Here is a 21,850-nt window from a genome sequence, read left to right as displayed (position 1 = left end):
AGAAGAAAATCGTAAGGTTCTTTCTTACTCGTGTGAATGTTTGACATTCATATCGTTATCTAGTTTTCAAAGAACAAGTTAAGAGAGAATGATCTCTCAAAACTAAACAAATTCGAAGTGCGTCCGTTAATCGCTGCACCGCATGGGTGCTGATAATTCTTCCTTAGAAAGGAGGTGATCCAGCCGCACCTTCCGATACGGCTACCTTGTTACGACTTCACCCCAATCATCTGCCCCACCTTAGGCGGCTGGCTCCCTTACGGGTTACCCCACCGACTTCGGGTGTTGCAAACTCTCGTGGTGTGACGGGCGGTGTGTACAAGGCCCGGGAACGTATTCACCGCGGCATGCTGATCCGCGATTACTAGCGATTCCGGCTTCATGCAGGCGAGTTGCAGCCTGCAATCCGAACTGAGAATGGTTTTATGGGATTCGCTGAACCTCGCGGTTTCGCTGCCCTTTGTACCATCCATTGTAGCACGTGTGTAGCCCAGGTCATAAGGGGCATGATGATTTGACGTCATCCCCACCTTCCTCCGGTTTGTCACCGGCAGTCACCTTAGAGTGCCCAACTGAATGCTGGCAACTAAGATCAAGGGTTGCGCTCGTTGCGGGACTTAACCCAACATCTCACGACACGAGCTGACGACAACCATGCACCACCTGTCACTCTGTCCCCCGAAGGGGAACCTTCTATCTCTAGAAGTGGCAGAGGATGTCAAGACCTGGTAAGGTTCTTCGCGTTGCTTCGAATTAAACCACATGCTCCACCGCTTGTGCGGGCCCCCGTCAATTCCTTTGAGTTTCAGTCTTGCGACCGTACTCCCCAGGCGGAGTGCTTAATGCGTTAGCTGCAGCACTAAAGGGCGGAAACCCTCTAACACTTAGCACTCATCGTTTACGGCGTGGACTACCAGGGTATCTAATCCTGTTCGCTCCCCACGCTTTCGCGCCTCAGCGTCAGTTACAGACCAGAGAGTCGCCTTCGCCACTGGTGTTCCTCCACATCTCTACGCATTTCACCGCTACACGTGGAATTCCACTCTCCTCTTCTGCACTCAAGTCCTCCAGTTTCCAATGACCCTCCCCGGTTGAGCCGGGGGCTTTCACATCAGACTTAAAAGACCGCCTGCGCGCGCTTTACGCCCAATAATTCCGGACAACGCTTGCCACCTACGTATTACCGCGGCTGCTGGCACGTAGTTAGCCGTGGCTTTCTGGTTAGGTACCGTCAAGGCGCGGGCAGTGACTCCCGCACTTGTTCTTCCCTAACAACAGAGCTTTACGATCCGAAAACCTTCATCACTCACGCGGCGTTGCTCCGTCAGACTTTCGTCCATTGCGGAAGATTCCCTACTGCTGCCTCCCGTAGGAGTCTGGGCCGTGTCTCAGTCCCAGTGTGGCCGATCACCCTCTCAGGTCGGCTACGCATCGTCGCCTTGGTGAGCCATTACCTCACCAACTAGCTAATGCACCGCGGGCCCATCTGTAAGTGACAGCATAACCGTCTTTCAATTCCGAACCATGCGGTTCGAAAGGTTATCCGGTATTAGCTCCGGTTTCCCGGAGTTATCCCAGTCTTACAGGCAGGTTGCCCACGTGTTACTCACCCGTCCGCCGCTGATCTCCGAAGAGATCCGCTCGACTTGCATGTATTAGGCACGCCGCCAGCGTTCGTCCTGAGCCAGGATCAAACTCTCCAAAAAGTAGTTTGACTAGCTCTTGTTTGTTGCTCTAGAATTAACGTTGGCACTTCGATTTGTTTAGTTTTCAAAGATCATTTTGTTTCGTTCGCTTCGTTCGGAAGCAACTTTATTACTTTACCATATCTCCAGATATTCGTCAACAACTTTTTTTAAAAGTTTTATTCGCTGATGTGTTTCTCCTTTGATGAGGCAAGAAATAAACTTTACCATGATATTTTCAATGAGTCAATCTTATTTTCAAAAAAGTTTATCCTCCTTTAGAAATAGATTGTTATGATAATAGAAAACCACTTGGAGTGACCTGCATGGGAATGCTTACCCGAAAGATTGCTGAAGAGATTATCACTCGAACCATGAAAATCATCCCCTACAATATAAATATTATGGATGAGGCAGGAACCATTATTGCAACTGGTGAAAAAGCCCGTCTTCACAAGATGCATGAAGGGGCGCTGTTCGCGCTGGAAAAGAACGGGCGCATCGACATCAGTGATGAGAATGTCTCTTTGTACAAGGGAGCAAAGCCGGGCGTCAACCTTCCTATCTTCTATAGAAAGGAGATAATCGGCGTAATCGGAATCACGGGCGCCCCATCCGAGGTTGGATCCTTTGGCGAAATTGTTAAAATGACGGCTGAACTGATAGTAGAACAGAATCAACTGACTGCCCAGCTTCATATAAACAGCCGGATGAGGGATGAAACCATTATTCAGTTTCTGAATGCATCAGATGAACAAAAAGAAAAATGGATGAACCGCGGGTCAAGACTCGGGATTGATTTATCCTTGCCGAGGTTTTCTGTCTTCTTTCATTTACGCAGCCCCCTTGTGCTTGATCTGCCGGCTGCTAAAAGCCGCATTGAGCAATGGCTTAAAGGAAACGGTCTGGTCATCCCTCTCAGCGAAACAGAATTGGTTGCCCTTATCGATGTGAACGTACCTTTTTCAGAGAACAGCAGAAATCAGCTGTTTGAAAGGACGTCTGCTTTTTTAGCCCGCTGCAATCACGATCAGAATGTCCTGTCTGCAGGATTTGGAGATTATGCGGATGGAGTGCTGCAGGACTCCTTCCGGTTAGCTGAAAAATCTTTACACTGCGGAGAACGCCTACACCCCCAGCAAGACTTGTATGACTATCGCGAGCTTGCCCTGCCTGTTCTTGAATCGACTTTAGGCAATCAGGCACTCGTTCATGAATATAAGCGAATTCTGTCCTGTCTGCAAAGCTCAGATCAAAGTGAGGTTTTATTAGAAACGCTTTTCTCCTTTATTGAAATGGATGGAGAAATCAGCAGAATCTCCGAAACTCTTTTCATCCATAGAAACACGCTCAGGTACCGGCTGCAGAAAATAGAGGAGATTACAGGATACAATCCCAAGACCATTAAAGGGATTACCGCGCTCACAATAGCCGTTATGGCAGAAAGATCATAAACGCCTCCCAGTGTGCACTTGCACATTAAGAGGCGTTTTTCAATGCTGTTTTTTGTCCTTCCGCACGATGACTCCTCTATAGAAAACGCTTACAATTTAGTCAAAGGGGGATGAGACAAATGAATGTTGAAGTATCTTTACTAGGGGCGCTCGCTTCGCTTGCCGTCGCTATTTTTCTCATATTAAAGAAAGTGCCGCCTGCTTACGGGATGATTGCAGGGGCTTTAATCGGCGGACTTATAGGAGGGGTCAGTCTTTCCGATACGATTCAGCTGATGATTACAGGGGCAAAGGATATTACCCCGGCTGTTTTAAGAATATTGGCCGCAGGCGTTTTGGCGGGGGTCCTGATTGAATCGGGTTCCGCCACTGTAATGGCAGAAACGATTGTTGCCAAAATTGGAGAGAAACGCGCATTGCTCGCACTCCTTCTCGCCACTCTGATTTTAACAGCTGTTGGCGTGTTTATCGATGTCGCCGTTATTACGGTGGCTCCCATCGCACTCGCTGTGGCGAAGCGTACCGGTATCAGCAAGACAGCTATCCTTCTTGCTATGATCGGCGGAGGAAAAGCCGGGAACCTGATGTCTCCGAATCCAAATGCGATTGCTGCAGCGGATGCATTTCATGTGCCGCTGACATCTGTGATGGCGGCCGGAATCATTCCTGCCATTTTTGGCGCCGCCGTTACCTATTTGCTTGCCAAGAGGCTCGTCCAGAAAGGAGAAGCCGTGAAGGACTCGGACATCGAGGTGAAAAACGAAGAACACCTGCCATCATTCGCTGCTGCCATTAGCGGTCCGGCTGCCGCTATTATTCTGTTATCACTGAGACCTCTCGCCGGCATCGAAGTTGATCCGATTCTGGCATTGCCGATCGGAGGAATCGTAACGGCCATTTTCACCCGCAATTCAAAAAAGATAACCGAGTTCGCTTCATATGGTCTCGGAAAAATGTCCGGGGTCGCTGTGATGCTGATCGGTACCGGTACACTAGCAGGAATCATTGCCAACTCTGCTTTAAAAGACGCTTTGGTCGACGGACTAACAGCGCTTGGTTTGCCGGCATTTATTCTGGCGCCGGCTTCGGGAATTCTTATGTCCATGGCAACAGCTTCAACGACTGCAGGAACAACCGTTGCAAGCACTGTCTTCGGTCCGGCTATTATGGATCTCGGCGTGGCAGGACTTGCGGGTGCTGCGATGATTCATGCAGGCGCCACGGTTCTGGACCATCTCCCTCACGGAAGCTTTTTTCATGCAACCGGAGGAAGCGTTTTTATGAGCACGAAGGAACGCCTGAAGCTGATTCCATACGAAACACTCATTGGACTTGCGCTCGCGATTATCTCCACTCTCATTTTTGGAGTGTTTAAGTTTCTATAGAAAGGATGAGCAGGAATGAATATCGTCATCGCTCCAGACTCTTTTAAAGAAAGCATGACCGCATCCGAAGCAGCGGGAGCTTTTTCAAAAGGATTTAAAAAGAAATGGCCTGATGCAAACGTTATAGAGATCCCAATCGCCGATGGCGGAGAGGGCATGGTGAAGGCCATCGTGCATTCTTCAAACGGAGTACTGATTGAAAAAACGGTGACCGGTCCGCTTTCAACTCCGGTCAAAGCCGTATACGGATTGATCGACGAAGGCAAAACGGCGGTCATTGAAATGGCGGAAGCATCCGGTCTTCATCTCGTTCCTCCCGCTTCTAGAAACCCCCTGCATACCACCACAAAGGGGACAGGGGAATTGATTAAAGACGCGGCATCCAAAGGGGTAAAGAAAATCATCCTCGGGATTGGGGGCAGCGCTACAAATGATGGCGGAGCCGGGATGGCGCAAGCGTTAGGTATCCGTCTGCTCAATAGCGAAGGAGATTCGATCCAGCCTGGCGGCGGGGGGTTAAGAGATCTTTCATCTATTGAAATAAGCGGGGTGCTTCCTGAACTAAAGGATATTGAAATTATAGCCGCTTGCGATGTAGACAACCCTTTAACCGGAGAAAAAGGGGCTTCTGCTGTGTTCGGTCCGCAAAAAGGCGCCACTCCTGAAATGGTGAAGGAACTTGATCAGAACCTCCTCCACCTTTCTTCTATTATAAGCAGGGATGTCGGAATCGAAGTAAAAAATTGCCCGGGTTCCGGGGCGGCCGGAGGACTTGGCGCAGGACTGATGGCATTCCTTGATGCAAAGCTTGAAAGAGGAATCGAGCTCGTTCTCGATGCGATTCATTTTGACCGACTGATTGCAGGAGCCGATTTAGTGATTACCGGTGAGGGGAAAATAGACGGGCAGACCATGTATGGAAAAACCCCGATGGGCGCGGCAAAGCGGGCTCTGAAACAAAACATCCCCGTTATCGGGGTTGCCGGTACGCTTGGAAATCGTTCAGATATCCTCCTGGAAAAAGGGTTTACCTCTCTCTTTTCTATCTCACCGGGAGCGATCTCTCTTGAACAGGCTTTGGCAGACGGACCAAAAAACATGGAGCAATTCGCCTATAGCCTTGCAGGAATTCTACAGTTAAAAAAGAATGGTTAAGATGGACAGCTGCCTGGATCATTACGGCAGCTTTTTTCTTTTTCCATAAATTCTCTTGAAAATATGAACGGTATTCTCAAAAGCCGTCGTCTAAGTTTTGAAAGGGGGCAACCAATGAACGCCGGCAAATTAAACGAAACCTATCCCTTAGATAAAGAAGAAATCCTTCATGACTTGATGGATCACTATGCGGATGAACTGTCCTATCTTGCCTACTCCTATGTAAAAAACATAGAAACAGCAAAGGACTTGGTGCAGAATACGTTCGTTTCAGCTTATACCCATCTCGATCAGTTTGAGGGAAACTCAAACATAAAAACATGGCTGTACCGGATTACGATTAATAAATGCAAGGATTACCTGAAAAGCTCAGCCTACAAAAGAATGGTGCTGACTGGTAAAACGAAGGAACATGCAGATACAGAAGCCAATCCTGCCAGTCAATTTGAGCGGAAAGAACAAGCCTCAGCCATTCGGCATTCTCTCGAAAAACTGCCCGTTAAATACAGAGAAGTCATGGTTATGATGTACTATCAGGATCTCACCACAAAAGAAATAGCAGAAGTGCTTAAAATACCGGAGGCGTCAGTCCGGACGAGACTTCGCAGAGCTAAAGACAAATTGACGCCTCTTCTTCAAAAGGAGGCCCTTGGATATGAATGAATCATTTAACAAAAAAGACTACCTTAGTGATCAAGAGCGGCAGCAGCTGAAGTTCAGCACGCAGGACCGAAATATGGTATTTGAAAAAATCAGAAAGCAGGAGCCGTTAAAAGAACGCCAGCCTCGCTTTAAAAAAGCCATGTCCTACATCCTGACCCCGGTAGCCGTCGGATTAATTGCCCTTCTGGTAACCGTGCAAACACCGATTAAAGATGAAGTGATTTCAGCCTTTCCCGCTCTCGGCTCTCTTTCTTCTCAATATGGAAGTCCGGAACTAAAGAACGCAGTTCAAAAGGTCAAGCCGCAAATTATCAATCAGTCAGCAGAGGACAAAGGCATTAAAATCACGATTAAAGAAGTGCTTTATGACGGCCCCCGAATGTCCATGTACTATACAGTGGACTTTACAGGTAAGAAATATGACCGCATCCAAACGAACTTTACCTTTACCGCAAACGGGGAAGACATGCGCCATAAGCATCTACTTGGAGAAGACATGATGGGTATGGGCATGCCAAAGGAGGCCCCGAAGAACCTTAATTTTGCAACCATTGAATTCAAGCAGAAAATGCCGGAAAAAATCAACCTTGAGGTTAAATCAAAATCTGTATTCGTATCCAACAAAAATGATAAAGGATTTCCAAAAGAGTTAATGGGAAAATGGGCATTCTCATTTCCGGTGGAGAAAAAAGGAACCGAATACCGCTACACTCCGAATATAAAAGCGAAGAAAGAATCAGAATTCACTGTCAAAGAGGTGGTATTCGCTCCGACTGGCATTCAGCTTTCCACCCTCATGTCCAACTGGAGAGGAAAATATATTGATGGAGCCCACACGAGCTACCGGCTGTTTGACGATAAAGGCAAACCTTACGAAATGAAGAACTTCGAACACACAGATCATGAACGAAAAGACGGCAAGATAAACGAAAAGACCATATCCATCTTTAAACCGAAGCAGCGAATTCCGGAATACATCATGATCCGGACTAAAAAGTACTATTATCCTGAACCGAATAAGAGTGTGAAGAAAGACATTACCGAAAACCTTCCGCTCTACATGCCGCAAAATAAAGAAGGCGGCATTACAGTTACAAAGGTTGAACCAAAGAAGAATGAAGTATGGATTCATTATGAGGTTAAGGGCAACGACCCGCAAATGAGGAAATATTTTTTCAATATGGTGAAAGAAGATAAACACGAAACCAAATGGCTGGATGATCAAGCTCTGAATTCCGCCGACAGCGGAAGGACACATATTGCAAAGTTCAAAACATCCTACAGCAAGGACTTGCAGCTTGTTGTCAGCCCCCCTCCTGTAACACTTGAGGAATTCGAGGTCAAAGTACCGCTCAAAAAAGAATACCTGGAAAAAAGATAAACGAAAAAACCGGAGCTCCCATAGCCCCGGTTTTTTTCTCCTATCAATGATGCGCGAGAAACACAAAGTACAGTACAAAGATCACAAACAGTCCGTACATGACCGGATGGATTTCTTTTCTTCTTCCGCTCATGATCATTGTGATCGGGTAGAAGATGAAGCCCATCGCGATTCCGGTTGCGATGCTGTAGCTAAGCGGCATGGCAATGATGGTCAGGAACGATGGAACGGCGATTTCAAATCGCTTCCAGTCGATTTCTCCGAGGGAGGAGACCATCAGGACTCCGACGATGATTAATGCCGGAGCGGTAACAGATGGCGTGATAACAGAGAGAAGCGGCGAGAAGAATAACGCCAGCAGGAATAACACAGCTGTGACAACGGATGCGAATCCGGTTCTTGCTCCCGCTGCTACTCCAGCGGATGATTCAATGTATGAAGTCGTCGTGGATGTCCCGAGAATCGCTCCGACAACCGTTGCTCCTGCATCAGCAAAAAGCGCTTTTCCTGCACGCGGCAGCTTATTATCTTTTGTCAGTCCAGCCTGGTGGGATACAGCAACAAGGGTACCCGCTGTATCAAAGAAATCAACGAATAGGAAGGTCAGAATCACGACAAGCATTTGCAGCGTAAAGATTTGGTCAAAATGGGTGATGGCTGCACCGAAAGTCGGCGCAAGACTTGGAGCGGCACCAACGACCTTTGTCGGAAGATCAATGAGACCTGTAACCATTCCCACTACGGCTGTAATCAGCATTCCGAAGAAGATCCCGCCGTTTACTTTTTTCACAAGAAGAATCACGGTAATGATGACTCCAAAAACAGCAAGAAGGGTTTTTCCATCACGGAAATCGCCAAGTCCGACAAGGACCGCATCGTTATTGACAATGATTCCTGCACTTTGGAACCCAACAAAGGTAATGAAAAGGCCAATTCCCGCTCCGACCGCAAATTTCAGTTCAGCCGGTATCGCATTAATGATTTTTTCACGAAGACCTGAAAGGGTTAGGACCGTAAAGAAGAGTCCGGACACGAGCACACCGGATAATGCAGTCTGCCATGGAATGCCCATTGTGAGAACAACCGAGAAAGCAAAGAATGCGTTCAAACCCATACCTGGCGCAAGGGCTACAGGATACCGGGCAAGCAATCCCATAAGCAGGGTGCCAACTGCGGCAGCAAGGGCCGTTGCGGTAAAGACTGCTCCCGGATCCATTCTCATGCTTGCCGGAAGATCCGGTACCGTGCTGAGTGAGAGGGTATTCGGGTTCACGAACAGGATGTACGCCATGGAAAGGAAGGTGGTTAGTCCGCCGATGATCTCTTTCCGGTAATTCGTTCCGAGCTCCTCGAACTGAAAATACTTTTTCATTTTGTGGTTCCTCCTATTAGTAAGGAATCCGCCGCACATACTGGGAGTTTATAAGATTGGATGATTTCAAACAAAAAGCGCCCCTGTAAAAATACAGAGAGCGCTTGACCGTTTACGATACAATGAATGCGCAAAAAACGCATCCGTCCTATCGCCGTAGTCAAGCCATTTAAGGTAGCTTGGTAGAAACTCTCGGGCCATATCCCCAATATTATACGACGTATTACCTATTCACTTATATGAACATTTTATCAGCATAATTCGACAAAATCAATAGAAAAAACGAACATTTAATTAAAAATGTTCGTTTTCGTTCGTGTCCCTTTTATTCCCATTCAATTGTTGCAGGCGGCTTGCTCGTGATATCGTACACTACGCGGTTCACATGGCTGACTTCATTCACGATTCGTGTTGAAATCACCTCAAGCACATCCCAGGGAATTCTCGCCCAGTCAGAGGTCATTCCATCAATCGACGTAACGGCACGGATTCCGATTGTGTAGTCATACGTTCTCGCATCTCCCATAACCCCTACGCTGCGGATATCAGGAAGAACGGTAAAGTACTGCCAAATCTCACGCTCAAGATCTGCTTTTGCCACTTCTTCACGAAGGATGGCATCGGATTCGCGGACAATCTCCAGTTTTTCTTCCGTAATTTCACCAAGCACACGGATTCCAAGACCAGGACCCGGGAACGGCTGGCGCCAGACGATTTCATCCGGGATCCCCATCTCGCTTCCAAGGGCGCGGACTTCGTCTTTAAACAGCGTGTTCAAAGGCTCAATCAGCTTGAACTGCATGTCCTCTGGAAGTCCGCCGACGTTATGATGGGATTTGATGGTTTGAGCCGTTGCCGTCCCGCTCTCGATAATATCCGTATACAGCGTACCCTGTGCAAGGAATTCAATGCCTTCAAGCTTCGTTGCTTCATCGTCAAATACATAAATAAACTCGTTGCCGATGATTTTGCGTTTTTTCTCGGGATCAGAGACGCCTTTCAGCTTGTCCATAAACCGTTCCTTCGCATCAACCTTGATAACGTTCATATTAAAGCCTTCGCTGAACGTTTTCATAACGCCTTCCGCTTCATCTTTGCGGAGAAGGCCGTGATCTACGAAGATACATGTGAGCTGATCACCGATGGCTTTATGAATGAGGACAGCTACAACGGAAGAATCCACTCCGCCGCTCAGCGCACAAAGCACTTTTTTATCTCCAACCGTTTCGCGGATTTTTTGCATTTCAATTTCAATGAAGTTCTCCATTGTCCACTCGTCATGGCACTGGCAGATTTCATGAACGAAGTTTTTCAGCAGGTCGTTTCCGAACTCGGAGTGGCGGACTTCAGGGTGGAACTGCACTCCATACAGACGGCGCTCTTCATTGCTCATCGCAGCAAAAGGACAAGATGGTGAGATGGCATCCACTTTGAATTCAGGCGGAATTTCCGCAACCAGGTCTCCGTGGCTCATCCAAACGGTTTGCTCCTCCGGAAGCTGCGTGAACAAAGCAGGGGTATCCTGAACTTTGATGCGGGCTTTACCGTATTCTCTATGGCCCGCTGCTTCAACGCGTCCGCCAAGGTAATGCGTCATAAGCTGCATACCATAGCAAATTCCAAGGACCGGAATGCCAAGGTCAAAAATCCGTTCGTCACAGCGGAACGCATTCTCGCCATACACGCTGTTCGGCCCGCCGGAAAGGATGATTCCTTTCGGATTGATTTTCTTAATCATATCTGCTGTCAGCGTATGGGGATGAAGCTCGCTGTATACACCGAATTCACGAATTCTGCGTGTGATCAGCTGGTTATACTGGCTTCCGAAATCCAGTACTAGAATCATTTCCTGGTCTTGAATTGAAATTGTCATAACGGCACCTCTTCTTTGGCTATTTATTTAGTAAACTTTGTTAAATCCGGCTGCTGCTTGCACGCAGGCATTCAGGCGGGCCGCTTGAACCTCCCCGCCGTTTTGCCTTCCGGGTTGTCACGCCTTCCATTTCAGTCAGCAGGTGTTAAAAATCAACACCTTATTGAAAAAATAAAAAAGCCGGGACAGCCCTCATATAAAAAAATATAAGAAGGCAGAATCCCAGCTTTTCACAGACTGTATCCTGCCTTCATAGTCAGATCATTTAAGGTAATCCGGTAGAGACTCTCGAACCATATTATCGAGGATATATGAAGGAAACTATTCGTTTAATTTTCCCCATTCTAACAACCATAACCCATCCGGTCAAGATGATGTCCTTTTAATTAAATTTTTCCACAATTCCGCCACTTTATCCCATTCCGCCAAGGCATCATCTCTCTTGTAAAGGGCTTTCTCATAGCTGCTCGTTATATGAAGCATATCATGAGACTGCAGCGAGTTATCCACGGATTTCGCAAATTCTCTCAGCGTTTCTCCTTCCTTCCTCTTGAAGCCGAACCGTTCCAGCTGTTTCAGAAGGGCGGGATAGGCGGCAAAAAAGACTTCATCATCTCTTCGATTTTTATACTTCAGGAGCATAATCAGGGTGATCCATTTTTTTCTTGTCACGTACAGAAATCCCGCCATCAGCACAGCTGCGCCAATAAGGATGTAAAAACCTGTGCTGCCTATGCTGATCTGGCTCCAATCAAACGTTTGTTTAGATGGACCGGACTTCTCCTGAACCGGTGCAGTTTCAGGTTTTTCAGGCTTTGGTTCTTCCGGCTTCGGCAGAGGAACAGGGGTCTGCTGTGCATTCGTTTCGCTCTCTCTCGTAAAATTATATGGATTGGTGAACGATTTTGTCGGCTCAAACGGAACCCATCCCGCTCCCGGAAAGTACACCTCCACCCATGAGTGGGCATTATTATTGGTCACTTCATAGATGCGGCCGGAGCCTTCTGTATCCGCCCCTTTGTAATTCCCTTCGGTATAGCCCTTTACCCATCTTGCAGGAATTCCGGATGCCCGCAATAGAACGGTCATCGAGGTGGAAAAGTTATCACAGTAGCCCTGCTTTGTTTCAAATAGAAACTGATCCACATAATCCTGGTCTTTTGCCGGGATCCCTACCTCCTGAGTATTGTACGTAAAATCCGGGCCATTTAAATGGCGCTCGATTGCTTTCGCTTTATCATATAGATTGTCGTCCATTGAAGTCAGCTGTTTGGATAAATCCAGAACCCGCTGCGGCATATCAGGGAGCTGCGTGTAGCGGGCCATCATGTCGTCCGGTACATTTTCCGTTCCTTTTATCCCCTGAAGAAAGGGAATGTCATAGCTCGGATAGTCATAACGGACTTCATAGCTCTTGATTTTTTCCCCTGAAGATAATCCGGATGGGGTAATCTGCTCCGTGTTCAAGTTCACGAGCAGCCCTTTCGCTTCATCCGATACATATTCCGTCAGGCCGAGAGGATAAATTACATGATTGTAGCGGTATTCATTCGCTATTTTTATTTCCGCCTTCAGCTTTTCCGTTTTCGTTCCCTCTTCAGACCATCTGATTCGGATCCCATCCTTCTCGGCTAGAGTAAGCTGGGTTTCGTTTTGAGAAGCTGTCCATCCCTTTCCGGAATACACATCCTTCGTCTCCACTCTCCAGTAATGGCGTCTTTCCGCGGATGCCGTTAATACAGGCGTATCATCCTGCATGAAGGCTCCTCCAAGACTCTCATCATTTGTGCCGTAGCCGATTTTCTTCATGCCGGAACCATTGAGTGCTTCATCAAGCGAGCCATATGCAGTCAGAAACGGAACGGGATCCTCCCATTGAGGAGCGGCTTTCGGTGCAGCCACTCCTGCCAGGATAGAGGCTGCAACAAAGATACAGAGCATCATTGTCCATTTAAGGCGGGTGTATTTTTTCACCTTCAGCTGCTCTGTTCCTTTCAGGCGGTCAAAGTTAAGCATGCCGAGAAGGAAAAACCCGGCGATGACAATCCGGATCACAGCAAAGGAAGCATCGTATTCTGTAAACGTGTCAAGAATCGTAACATAGATCAGCGTCATCACGAAGAAAAACAAGATGCGTTTCTGGACGATGATCCAGTAATGGAGAAGGTAAACAAGCAGCCAGAGAAGAACAAAAAACAGGAACGTCCGGAATGGCGAGGTCATCTCCATCCAGGAGGAGGCCGGAATCAGTCCGACATTGTAAACGAATTCCCCGGCGAAATTCCTGAATCCTTCCATCAGCGGCTGGCCCTTATAAAACAGCTGCTCCAGCGCGATCATGAGATAAATAAATTGAAGCGGCAGGGAAATCAGCCACGATACCCTTAAATACGTCAGAACAAAATTCAGGGCAATAAATAAAACAAAAATACGTGTCGATCCGGTATCTGTATAAATATCCAAAGGAACGAGCCATTCCCAAAGCAAAAAGAAGGCAAACAGATAATACAGCAAGGCGGCGGCTTTCGAAAAGAAGTCCCCTCTTGGCAAAGTCAAAACTTTCACAGACTCTTCACCTCTTTCAAGGAACGGCCGAAGCTTTCTTCAAACACCGCTTCGGCAGCGATTCCCCGTTTGTTCAGGCGATCCAGCAAAACCTCTTCTTCATGGGTAAGCTTCTCATTTTTTTTACGGACCAGATAAAGCTTTAAATCTCCGTAGCTTGCCCGGTATTCAAGCTTCCGTACGAGTTCAAGCGTCAAAACCGAAACGATAAAAAGATTGGCCGAACGGTAGCCTCCCTGGCTTGCCATCCGCTCCTCCCAGATGGAAAAGGAGCTTCCGCTTGGTTCAGGCACTGTTTTTGCAAGCTTCCGGAAAATCGCTTGCAGCTGTTTTTCCCCCGGCTGGACAGGCATTGCGTCCAAATCTGAACCAAGCAGCACAAATCCGAGCGGGGCCCCTGTTTTAATGATGGCTTTTGCCATAGAGGCTCCGAAGGTAATCATTGGTTCAAAGGAATCTGATTCCTGCAGATCCATTATCAGAATGGCATCATGGGTGCGGTTCTGTTCGAACTCTTTCGTCATGAAGGAATCCCTTTTTGCGGTTGCCTTCCAGTCAATCCAGGACATCCGGTCTCCGGGCTGGTATTCCCTGATTCCCGAAGCCATCGATGTGTCTTTTATATAGCGCTGGGAAGAGGAGCTTGCTCCCTGTTCATATTTGGGCTTGGAGTGTTTGTAGGTCACCGGAAAAACAGAGGGATACACTAAAATCGTTTTTTCCGTTCTGATTCTTGTCTCTTTTTCAAACAACCCGAGGAAATCCCCTGTTTTAATGCGGATATGGGAAAAATGATGTTCCCCGCGCCTCATCGACTGAACGGTATAGGAGAACACGGCCTTCCGGCGGAATCCAAGGAAGAACCACTTTCTAGCAGGCTGATCCGCGGCTGTCTGTTTTAGTCCTGCAGGCAGACATTCCTCTGCGATTACATAAATAAGAGGGAATGGAAACGTCCTTTCCAGTGTCACTTCCCCTTTTAAAACGTCTCCGGCTGAAAACTGATCCTGGCTGATCCATCTGGATGCCTGAAAAGTTTGGATTGGATAAACCGCCAGCAGAATGGAATAGACGGCAAACGGAAGAAAGGCATAGAAGAGAAACCAGCTTACAAACCCTCCCTGAAACATGGCATAGCAAAAGGCCATAGAAGTTAAAAGAAGCAGCAGAATCAGTTTCCAGATCAACTTCAAGCTTCTTAAAATTTCCATCAGGGTGTCATGGACCTTTTGACCGGCACCGGAGTGCGGCTGATGATTTCCTGCACAAGGTCAGCAGCTGACTGTCCGTCGTATCGTGCCTCTGATTTGAGAATCATCCGGTGCGGCAAAGCATACGGCGCTAAATATTGAATGTCATCCGGGATGACATAATCACGGCCTGATAAAAAGGCGTAGGCTTTAGACGCTTTCATCAATGCGACCGATCCCCGCGGACTTGCACCGAGGTATATGGAGGGGTGGTTTCTCGTTTTCGTGACAATGTCGATAATGTAGCGCTTGACGGTTTCATCCATATATACTTTTTCCATCTCATCCTGAAGGCTGACAAGCTCTTCCTTTGTAATAACCGATTCAATCCGGGTAATCGGCACATCCCCGTCAAGCCGGTTCAGAACGAGCAGCTCTTCCTGAGGAGTCGGGTATCCCATTTTTATTTTAAATAAGAAGCGGTCCAGCTGGGCTTCCGGAAGCGGGTATGTTCCCTCGTATTCAATCGGATTCTGGGTAGCGAGCACAAAGAAAGGCTTGTCCAGAGGCATTGTCACCCCATCAATCGTTACGTTTCCTTCCTCCATCCCTTCCAAAAGAGAAGACTGGGTTTTCGGGGACGTCCGGTTGATTTCGTCCGCAAGAACAATGTTTCCCATAATCGGCCCCGGCCGGTATTCAAACTCCATTTTCTGAGGGTTGTATATGGAGATGCCCGTGACATCTGAAGGCAAAAGGTCCGGTGTAAACTGGATCCGCTTGAAATCGGCTCCGACGGATTTCGCAAGGGATCGGACCATCATTGTTTTTCCGACTCCCGGAACATCTTCCAAAAGAACGTGGCCCTTAGCCAATAACGCCGTTAAACAGAGGATCGCCGCCTCCCGTTTTCCGGCCATCACCTTTTCGATATTTTCTACTACTCTGCCAAGCTGAGGGTGTATCGTCTCTAAATAATCCATCGTATCCTCCTCATCCACATCCGTTATTTTTACTATATTCGAAGCGAGCCGGTGAAAACCTGCAAAACTTGTCTAAAAATAAGACAGGAATGGCAGACATTTCCGTGCTTAAGTCCTATTAAAATCTCGAAATATTTCAACAATTAAAAACAAACTTGTCTTCTTTCCTATTTTCGCACGTTCCGCAGCATTTTTCCAATACAAAGACGGACGTGCAAACGCATCGTCCGTCCCTGTTCTTTTAGTTCAGCCTGCCCGGTCATACAGCCCGCACCAGCGCCTACTTAAAAGAAAATTCTATTTTTCCGTCCCGTAAGATCAAATAGGCATCGAAACTATTTTTCTTCCCTTTAAATCCTTTAATTTTTCTCGTTTTCCCTTTTTCGCACAAAAGTTTGATTTGAGCCGGGCTCACCGTTTTGTTTAAGATTTTTTTATTAAAAGATTGCTTGCAGCCTTCCAAATAGGCGGAACATCCATAAAAGGTTCTCCGGTCCAGAATATCCCCTTCCTTACAGGCGGGACAGCGGCAAATCGCGCCTTCATGCTGGGCAGGCTCCACTCTTCCTTCAAGTGTCAGGCGGCCTACGTCCGTCCTCGCCTGATCCATAAGGGAGAAGCAGAGCTTGCCTGCATTCTCAATAAAAACATCCTTTGATTTCAGCCCTGCCCCAATCCCTTTCAGGAAAGTCTCCCACTTCGCTGTCATTTCCGGTTTTGAAAGGAGCGTTCCTTCCACGGCGTCACAGAGGATGCTCCCTTTTTGGGTGACAAACACACTATTTTTGTTTACTTCTATGAATTCGCGCAGAATCAGCGTATCGATAATTCCCGCCCTCGTGGCCTCTGTTCCGAGTCCCTCTGCCGCGTTTAACGCATCCTTCATTTCTTTGTCCTCAATGTACTTCCCGGCCGTCTTCATTAACGTAATGAGCTGGCCGAGCGTATAAGGCTTAGGCGGCTGGGTCATCCCATTCTTCACTTCAAGGACCGCCTCAGCCGGTTCGCCTTTTCGGACTTCCGGCAAAGGCTCTTCTCCTTCCTTTTTGTCTTCTCTGCCTTCTAAGCTTTTCCACCCGTTTACTTTTACCGTTTTTCCTTTGGTGATGAAATCATTTTTCCCAATGGACGTGGTGATGACTGTCTCGTCGTAGACGTGGTCTTCCATAAACATTTTCAAAACGCTTTTTGCAATTTCTTCATACACCGTTTTTTCCGCCGGAGTGAAAGATGCGAACTTGGCGGGAGTCACGAGCTTTTCGGTCGGAACAATGGCATAGTGATCCTTTACCTTGCCTGCATCTACGAATCTTCTGGACGGGAAAAGCGAGGCCGGGGCAAAGTTCACGGAAAAGGTTTTTTGATAGCCTTCCAGATTCACCTTCAAATAAGAGAATTCCTCATTCGTTATGTGCTGGCTGTCCGTTCGCGGATAGGAGACATAGCCTTTTTCATACAGTTTCTGAACGGTTTTCAGTACCGTAGTCGGGCTCATCTTCGTTCGCCTGTTCAGATTGGACTGGAGAGTGGATAAGCTGTGGAGCTGAGGCGGCTTCATCCGCTTCTCCTGTACCGTTTTGTCCTTTACCGCCGCCTGATAGCGGTTCGTTTCCGGTGTGATATCCGGACTGACTTCCTTCCGCAGTTCCTCTTCGGTTTTAAACTTCTTCTGGATTTTGCCTTTGTATGTGCCGTTTTCTACCTTAAATTTACCTTCGAGTTCAAAAAACGGCTCCGGTTTGAAGGTTTCAATTTCTTTTTGCCGGTCATAAATCAGCTTCAGCACAGGTGTCTGGACGCGGCCGACACTGAAATTTTCTTTTACTCCCTTTTGCTGGAGCAGAAGCGTGTACAGCCTGCTTGCGTTGATTCCGACAAGCCAGTCGCCGATCTGTCTTGCCTGGGCTTCATAAAATAGAGACTCGCTTTCTTTCCCGTCTCTCAAGTTGGCAAAGCCATTTCTCACAGCATTTTCTGTATAGGAAGAGAGCCAGAGCCGCTTCACCGGCTTATGGGAAGCACCTGCCATCATGATGAGGAGCCGGGCGATGTTTTCACCCTCCCGCGCGGCATCCGTTCCGATAATAATTTCGGATGCGTCCTTCAAAAGCGATTTGACGACATTAAATTGCTTTGCTTTATCTCTGGAAACTTTATATTGAAACCGTTCAGGAATGATCGGCAGGCTTTCAAGCGACCACTTCTTCCAGGACGGATCGTATTCCTGGGGATTTCTCAATTCGACTAGATGACCGATAGCCCAAGTGACGAGGGCCCCCTGCGGAAACGGTCCGCAAGGCTTGATTTCAATATAGCCCTCTCTTTTCGCGGATGGAAAAGGAGCAGCAAGCAGTTTCCCCTGATCCGGTTTTTCTGCCAAAATGACGATCAAATCCATTCTCCCCCTTTTAGTGGATGCACCAAAAAGCAAACACGTGTTTCTTTTTCTATTTTCTCACGTTCCGGTTCTTTTTTCCAATGGAAAAACGGACGAGCATCCGGCATCGTCCGTTTCGTGTTCATTTTTGGTGTGACACTATTCTTGCGGGAGGCTTGTGGATGGCCATTCCCTGCAGGTCCTCCATCGCTTCAAGAAGGCCTTCATTCATGCTGGGATGCGGATAAAGCGGAAACGTCAGGTCTTCTTCCCTCGCCGCCATCTCAAGAGCAGTGATGCCTGTGCTGATTAATTCCGGAGCCCCGTCCCCCATGAGATGAATGCCAAGGATGACTTCGTTTTCCGCATCGGAAATGACCTTGGCGATGCCGTCTTTTTGACCGGTTAGGGAAGCGAAGCCGTTACCGGCAAATGAGAACTGACCTGTTTTCACCCTGTAGCCCTGGTTTCTTGCTTCTGCTTCTGTTAACCCCGCACAGGCAACCGGCGGCTGGCTTCGGATGACAAGCGGAGGAAATCCTTCATTCCATTCTGCCGGCAGCCCCGCGATGGAGGCGGCGGCGGCTTTCCCCTGACTGATCGCCTGAACGGCAAGCCGCTTCCCGCCTGTAATATCACCGGCCGCCCAGATGCCGGCGGCGGATGTCCTGCATTCCCGGTCGATCTCAATGAATCCGCTGCCGTCCGTTTTGACACCAAGGCGTGCCAATCCAAGGTCTGCTGCATTTCCTCTATACTCGGTCTGGATATATAAATGGCTGCCTTCGAGCTCAAAGGCGGATCCGTCCTCTCCTTTAAAAAAGACGTGCAGACGGTCATCCTGTTTTTCAAGATTCTCTAAAACCATTCCCTGCTTCCACTTGATTTTCGCTTTTTTCATCACTCTGAGCAGTTCTTTTTCTATGGATGCATCCAGTCCGGCCAGTCCATCCTCATGTATTAGCGTCACCTCGCATCCTAAATGACGGTAGCTGAAGGCGGCTTCGACCGCCATATAATCGTTTCCGTATACCATGAGATGCTCCGGCAGCTGATCAAGCGCATAAAGTGAGCGCGAATCCAATACATGCTGATGATCAGGGGCAATCGCCGGATGCGGAAGGGGTGAACAGCCGGCAGCGATAATGGCCTGTTTAAAGGTAAATACCTGAAAATCATCGCCGTTTTCCACGCCGATCCGGTCATCCGATAAAAAGGCTGCCTTGCCCGGGACGATTTCTACCTTCGCCTGCCGGCATAAGGCTTCCACTCCTTTTCTCAATCCTGCCGTTACCTGCCGGCTGTATTCAGCCGTTTGGGCAAGATCGAGGGCGATCCCCGACGTTCCAATCCCCATGCTCCCGAGCTTCTGGAGTCCGCTGAATTTGGACGAAACATTCGCAAACACTTTAGAAGGAATGCAGCCCTGGTTCAGGCAGACACCACCGAGATTCCCTTTTTCTATGAGCGTGACTTCCAATCCAAGCTGCGCCGCCCGGATGGCTGCGGTATAGCCTCCCGGACCGCCTCCGATGATGACGACTTCCCGCTCCTGTGCCAATTCTCCTACAACCATTACACCAGCTCCACTATCAGCAATTTTGGATGTTCAATCAGCTCTTTAAACCGGTTTGTAAAAGCAACCGCCGTCGCCCCGTCGGCGACGCGGTGGTCAAAGGACATCGAAAGGTTCATCATCAAACCGATCACGATTTCCCCGTTCCGGACGACCGGCTTCTCCTTCGTCGCATGAAACGCCATAAGTCCCGTTTCCGGATGGTTGATGACCGGTGTCGCCCCCATGCTTCCGAGCGGACCGACGTTGCTGATGGTGAACGTGCCGCCTGTCAGTTCGCTTCTTGAAAGACGGTTTTCCCTCGCCTTTTCGTTCAGCTCCTTCATTTCCCGGTGGATCTGAAGAATGGATTTTGATTCGGCATGGTGAAGGACGGGTACAATCAGCCCTTCCGGAGAATCCACGGCAAGACCGATGTTGTATCGCGATTCAAGGATGATGACTTCCTTTTCTTCATCCAGCCTGGCATTGAAAACAGGGAAGTCCTTCAAGGCGATGGCCGCAGCTTTAATAAAAAAGGCAGCCGCAGAAACCGGGCGGCCCGCTTCCTTCAGTTCTTTCCGGAAGGACATCAATTCCGTCATATCGATTTCTTCAAAATGGGTGACATGAGGGATGATTTTCAGTGACTGCACCATTTTCTTCGCGATCTGCTTTCTTCTTCCTTTAAATGGTATGGTCCGGTTTTCGGAGGCCGGTTTCATGGACGGTTCTGAAGAAAGCGGCTCGGCAGATACCGGTTTGGCTTTTGGCTCCTCTTCTCTTCCCGCCCAGCCGAGAACATCTTCATCTGTTACCCTGCCTGCCGGGCCCGTTCCCTTCAGCTGTTCAATGTCAATTCCGTGTTCCCTTGCAAGCTTCCGTGTAAATGGAGTGGCGAGCACCCGGGCTGAAACGAGGCGCGGCGCCGAAGGAACTTCCGCAGCTTTTACATCCCCTGCGGTAGCCGGGTCAATGACTAAAAGCGTCGTGCCGACCGTAACAGTTGTACCGGGATCAATCAGAATCTCTTTTACAATTCCCGCTCCAGGAGAGGGAAGCTCGGCTGTCATTTTATCCGTTTGCACTTCAATCAGAGGCTGATCGCGTTCCACCCGTTCCCCCTGTTTGACGAAATAGTGGAGAACATCCCCCTCTGTCATTCCTTCTCCAATATCATGAAGTTTGACTTCCAGCATGTTTTCACCCGCTCCCCTTAAAAATGAATGACGTTTTCAACGGCCTTGATAATCCGGTCCGTGCCAGGCAGATAGTGCTCCTCCAGTGCGAAAAAAGGAACCGGCACATCAAAGCCGCTTACTCTTGCAATCGGGGCTCTCAAATAGAGGAAGGACGTGTCATTGATTACTCCCATGACATCATTCGCAAGGCCCCCTGTTGCGTGCGCCTCCTGCACGATAACCGCCCGGCCCGTCTTTTGAACAGACTGTGCGATCGTCTCCCGATCGAGAGGATAAAGCGTCCGTAAATCAATGACCTCGCAGCTGACTCCCGTTTGTTCCAGTTTTTCCGCAGCCTTTGCTGTCTGTACAGCCATCGCTCCCCATGAGATGAGCGTGACATCGCTGCCTTCTTTCCGCTTCACTGCCTTCCCGATCTCAACCGTATATTCCCCCTCCGGCACATCCTCTTTTCCTGCGCGGTAAAGCCGGAGCGGTTCCAGGAACAAAACGGGGTCCGGGTCCTCAATGCTTGCGATGAGCAGCCCCTTCGCATCATACGGAGTAGAGGGGCAAACCACCTTTATTCCCGGCATATGGGTAAAAAGCGCCTCCGCACTGTCCGAGTGAATTTCCGGCGCTCGAATCCCCGCTCCGTATGGTGCACGGATCACCATTGGCACGGTATACCGGCCCATCGTTCTCATCCGGATCCGGGTAACGTGCGTTGCAATCTGTTCATAAGCCGGATAAATAAACCCGAGGAACTGGATTTCCGCTACCGGAATCATCCCGTTCACCGCCATGCCGACCGCCGTTCCCATCAGCCCGGCTTCGCTCAGCGGGGTATCCATCACACGTTCTTCTCCGAACTCTTCCATAAGACCTTCCGTTGCCCGGAATACGCCGCCGTTGCTCCCGATGTCTTCCCCGAGAAGAACGACCTCATCATTTTTTTGAAGCATCGTTCTGAGTGCATCGGTTACCGCCTGAACCATCGTCAGCTTGTTCGTTTTCACCTTCATCTCCAT

Annotated in this window: 14 protein-coding genes, 1 rRNA gene and 2 riboswitches; of the genes, 5 read left to right on the top strand and 10 right to left on the bottom strand. The window is 48.5% G+C overall.

Annotated features, from left to right (window positions below; genetic code table 11):
- Positions 1–167: 167 nt before the first annotated feature.
- A 16S ribosomal RNA gene (locus CEF21_RS03545) occupies positions 168–1,706 on the bottom strand.
- A gap of 305 nt (positions 1,707–2,011) precedes the next feature.
- Here CEF21_RS03545 and CEF21_RS03540 point away from each other — a divergent pair.
- The 5 genes from CEF21_RS03540 (at position 2,012) to CEF21_RS03520 (ending at position 7,723) form a co-directional block, all read left to right on the top strand.
- A complete protein-coding gene (locus tag CEF21_RS03540; protein ID WP_123913402.1) occupies positions 2,012–3,139 on the top strand; it encodes a sugar diacid recognition domain-containing protein in 1,128 nt (375 codons plus the stop codon).
- A 119-nt stretch (positions 3,140–3,258) separates the two neighbouring features.
- Entirely contained in the window at positions 3,259–4,524 is a 1,266-nt protein-coding gene (locus CEF21_RS03535; RefSeq protein ID WP_123913401.1) for a GntP family permease, read from the top strand.
- A 15-nt stretch (positions 4,525–4,539) separates the two neighbouring features.
- Positions 4,540–5,679, top strand: coding sequence for a glycerate kinase family protein (locus CEF21_RS03530; protein WP_123913400.1), 1,140 nt, complete (start codon positions 4,540–4,542; stop codon positions 5,677–5,679).
- A 114-nt stretch (positions 5,680–5,793) separates the two neighbouring features.
- The gene (locus CEF21_RS03525; protein ID WP_164462068.1) at positions 5,794–6,342 is read left to right on the top strand and encodes a sigma-70 family RNA polymerase sigma factor; all 549 of its coding nucleotides are present in this window, start codon (positions 5,794–5,796) and stop codon (positions 6,340–6,342) included.
- A complete protein-coding gene (locus CEF21_RS03520) occupies positions 6,335–7,723 on the top strand; it encodes a DUF4179 domain-containing protein (RefSeq protein ID WP_123913398.1) in 1,389 nt (462 codons plus the stop codon). Before CEF21_RS03525 ends, CEF21_RS03520 begins: the two co-directional genes overlap by 8 nt.
- Positions 7,724–7,766: 43 nt before the next feature.
- On the opposite strand, the gene CEF21_RS03515 is transcribed toward CEF21_RS03520, so the two are convergent.
- The 9 genes from CEF21_RS03515 to CEF21_RS03475 form a co-directional block, all read right to left on the bottom strand.
- Positions 7,767–9,095, bottom strand: coding sequence for an NCS2 family permease (locus CEF21_RS03515; RefSeq protein WP_123913397.1), 1,329 nt, complete (start codon positions 9,093–9,095; stop codon positions 7,767–7,769).
- Between the two features lie 137 nt (positions 9,096–9,232).
- Positions 9,233–9,334, bottom strand: a riboswitch (purine riboswitch).
- A gap of 86 nt (positions 9,335–9,420) precedes the next feature.
- Positions 9,421–10,968, bottom strand: coding sequence for a glutamine-hydrolyzing GMP synthase (gene guaA, locus CEF21_RS03510; protein WP_123913396.1), 1,548 nt, complete (start codon positions 10,966–10,968; stop codon positions 9,421–9,423).
- Positions 10,969–11,201: 233 nt separating this feature from the next.
- A riboswitch (purine riboswitch) is annotated at positions 11,202–11,303 on the bottom strand.
- A 31-nt stretch (positions 11,304–11,334) separates the two neighbouring features.
- Positions 11,335–13,533, bottom strand: a complete 2,199-nt coding sequence (locus tag CEF21_RS03505; protein ID WP_241156756.1) for a DUF4129 domain-containing transglutaminase family protein — start codon at positions 13,531–13,533, stop codon at positions 11,335–11,337.
- The gene (locus tag CEF21_RS03500; RefSeq protein ID WP_164462067.1) at positions 13,530–14,720 is read right to left on the bottom strand and encodes a DUF58 domain-containing protein; all 1,191 of its coding nucleotides are present in this window, start codon (positions 14,718–14,720) and stop codon (positions 13,530–13,532) included. The genes CEF21_RS03505 and CEF21_RS03500 overlap by 4 nt, the downstream gene beginning before the upstream one ends.
- A 23-nt stretch (positions 14,721–14,743) precedes the next feature.
- Complete coding sequence (locus CEF21_RS03495; RefSeq protein ID WP_123913394.1) at positions 14,744–15,706, bottom strand: AAA family ATPase; 963 nt, start codon at positions 15,704–15,706, stop codon at positions 14,744–14,746.
- 280 nt (positions 15,707–15,986) lie between these two features.
- The gene (locus CEF21_RS03490; RefSeq protein WP_206427795.1) at positions 15,987–18,104 is read right to left on the bottom strand and encodes a type IA DNA topoisomerase; all 2,118 of its coding nucleotides are present in this window, start codon (positions 18,102–18,104) and stop codon (positions 15,987–15,989) included.
- A gap of 121 nt (positions 18,105–18,225) precedes the next feature.
- A complete protein-coding gene (locus CEF21_RS03485) occupies positions 18,226–19,659 on the bottom strand; it encodes a dihydrolipoyl dehydrogenase family protein (RefSeq protein ID WP_123913393.1) in 1,434 nt (477 codons plus the stop codon).
- Entirely contained in the window at positions 19,659–20,837 is a 1,179-nt protein-coding gene (locus CEF21_RS03480) for a dihydrolipoamide acetyltransferase family protein (RefSeq protein ID WP_206427794.1), read from the bottom strand. Before CEF21_RS03480 ends, CEF21_RS03485 begins: the two co-directional genes overlap by 1 nt.
- Positions 20,838–20,854: 17 nt before the next feature.
- Entirely contained in the window at positions 20,855–21,850 is a 996-nt protein-coding gene (locus CEF21_RS03475; protein ID WP_123919947.1) for an alpha-ketoacid dehydrogenase subunit beta, read from the bottom strand.

It is taken from the genome of Bacillus sp. FJAT-42376, from assembly GCF_003816055.1.
Lineage (GTDB): Bacteria > Bacillota > Bacilli > Bacillales > Bacillaceae > Metabacillus_B.
Note: the sequence above shows the minus strand (reverse complement) of the source record. Positions and strands in the feature narration are given on the sequence as shown.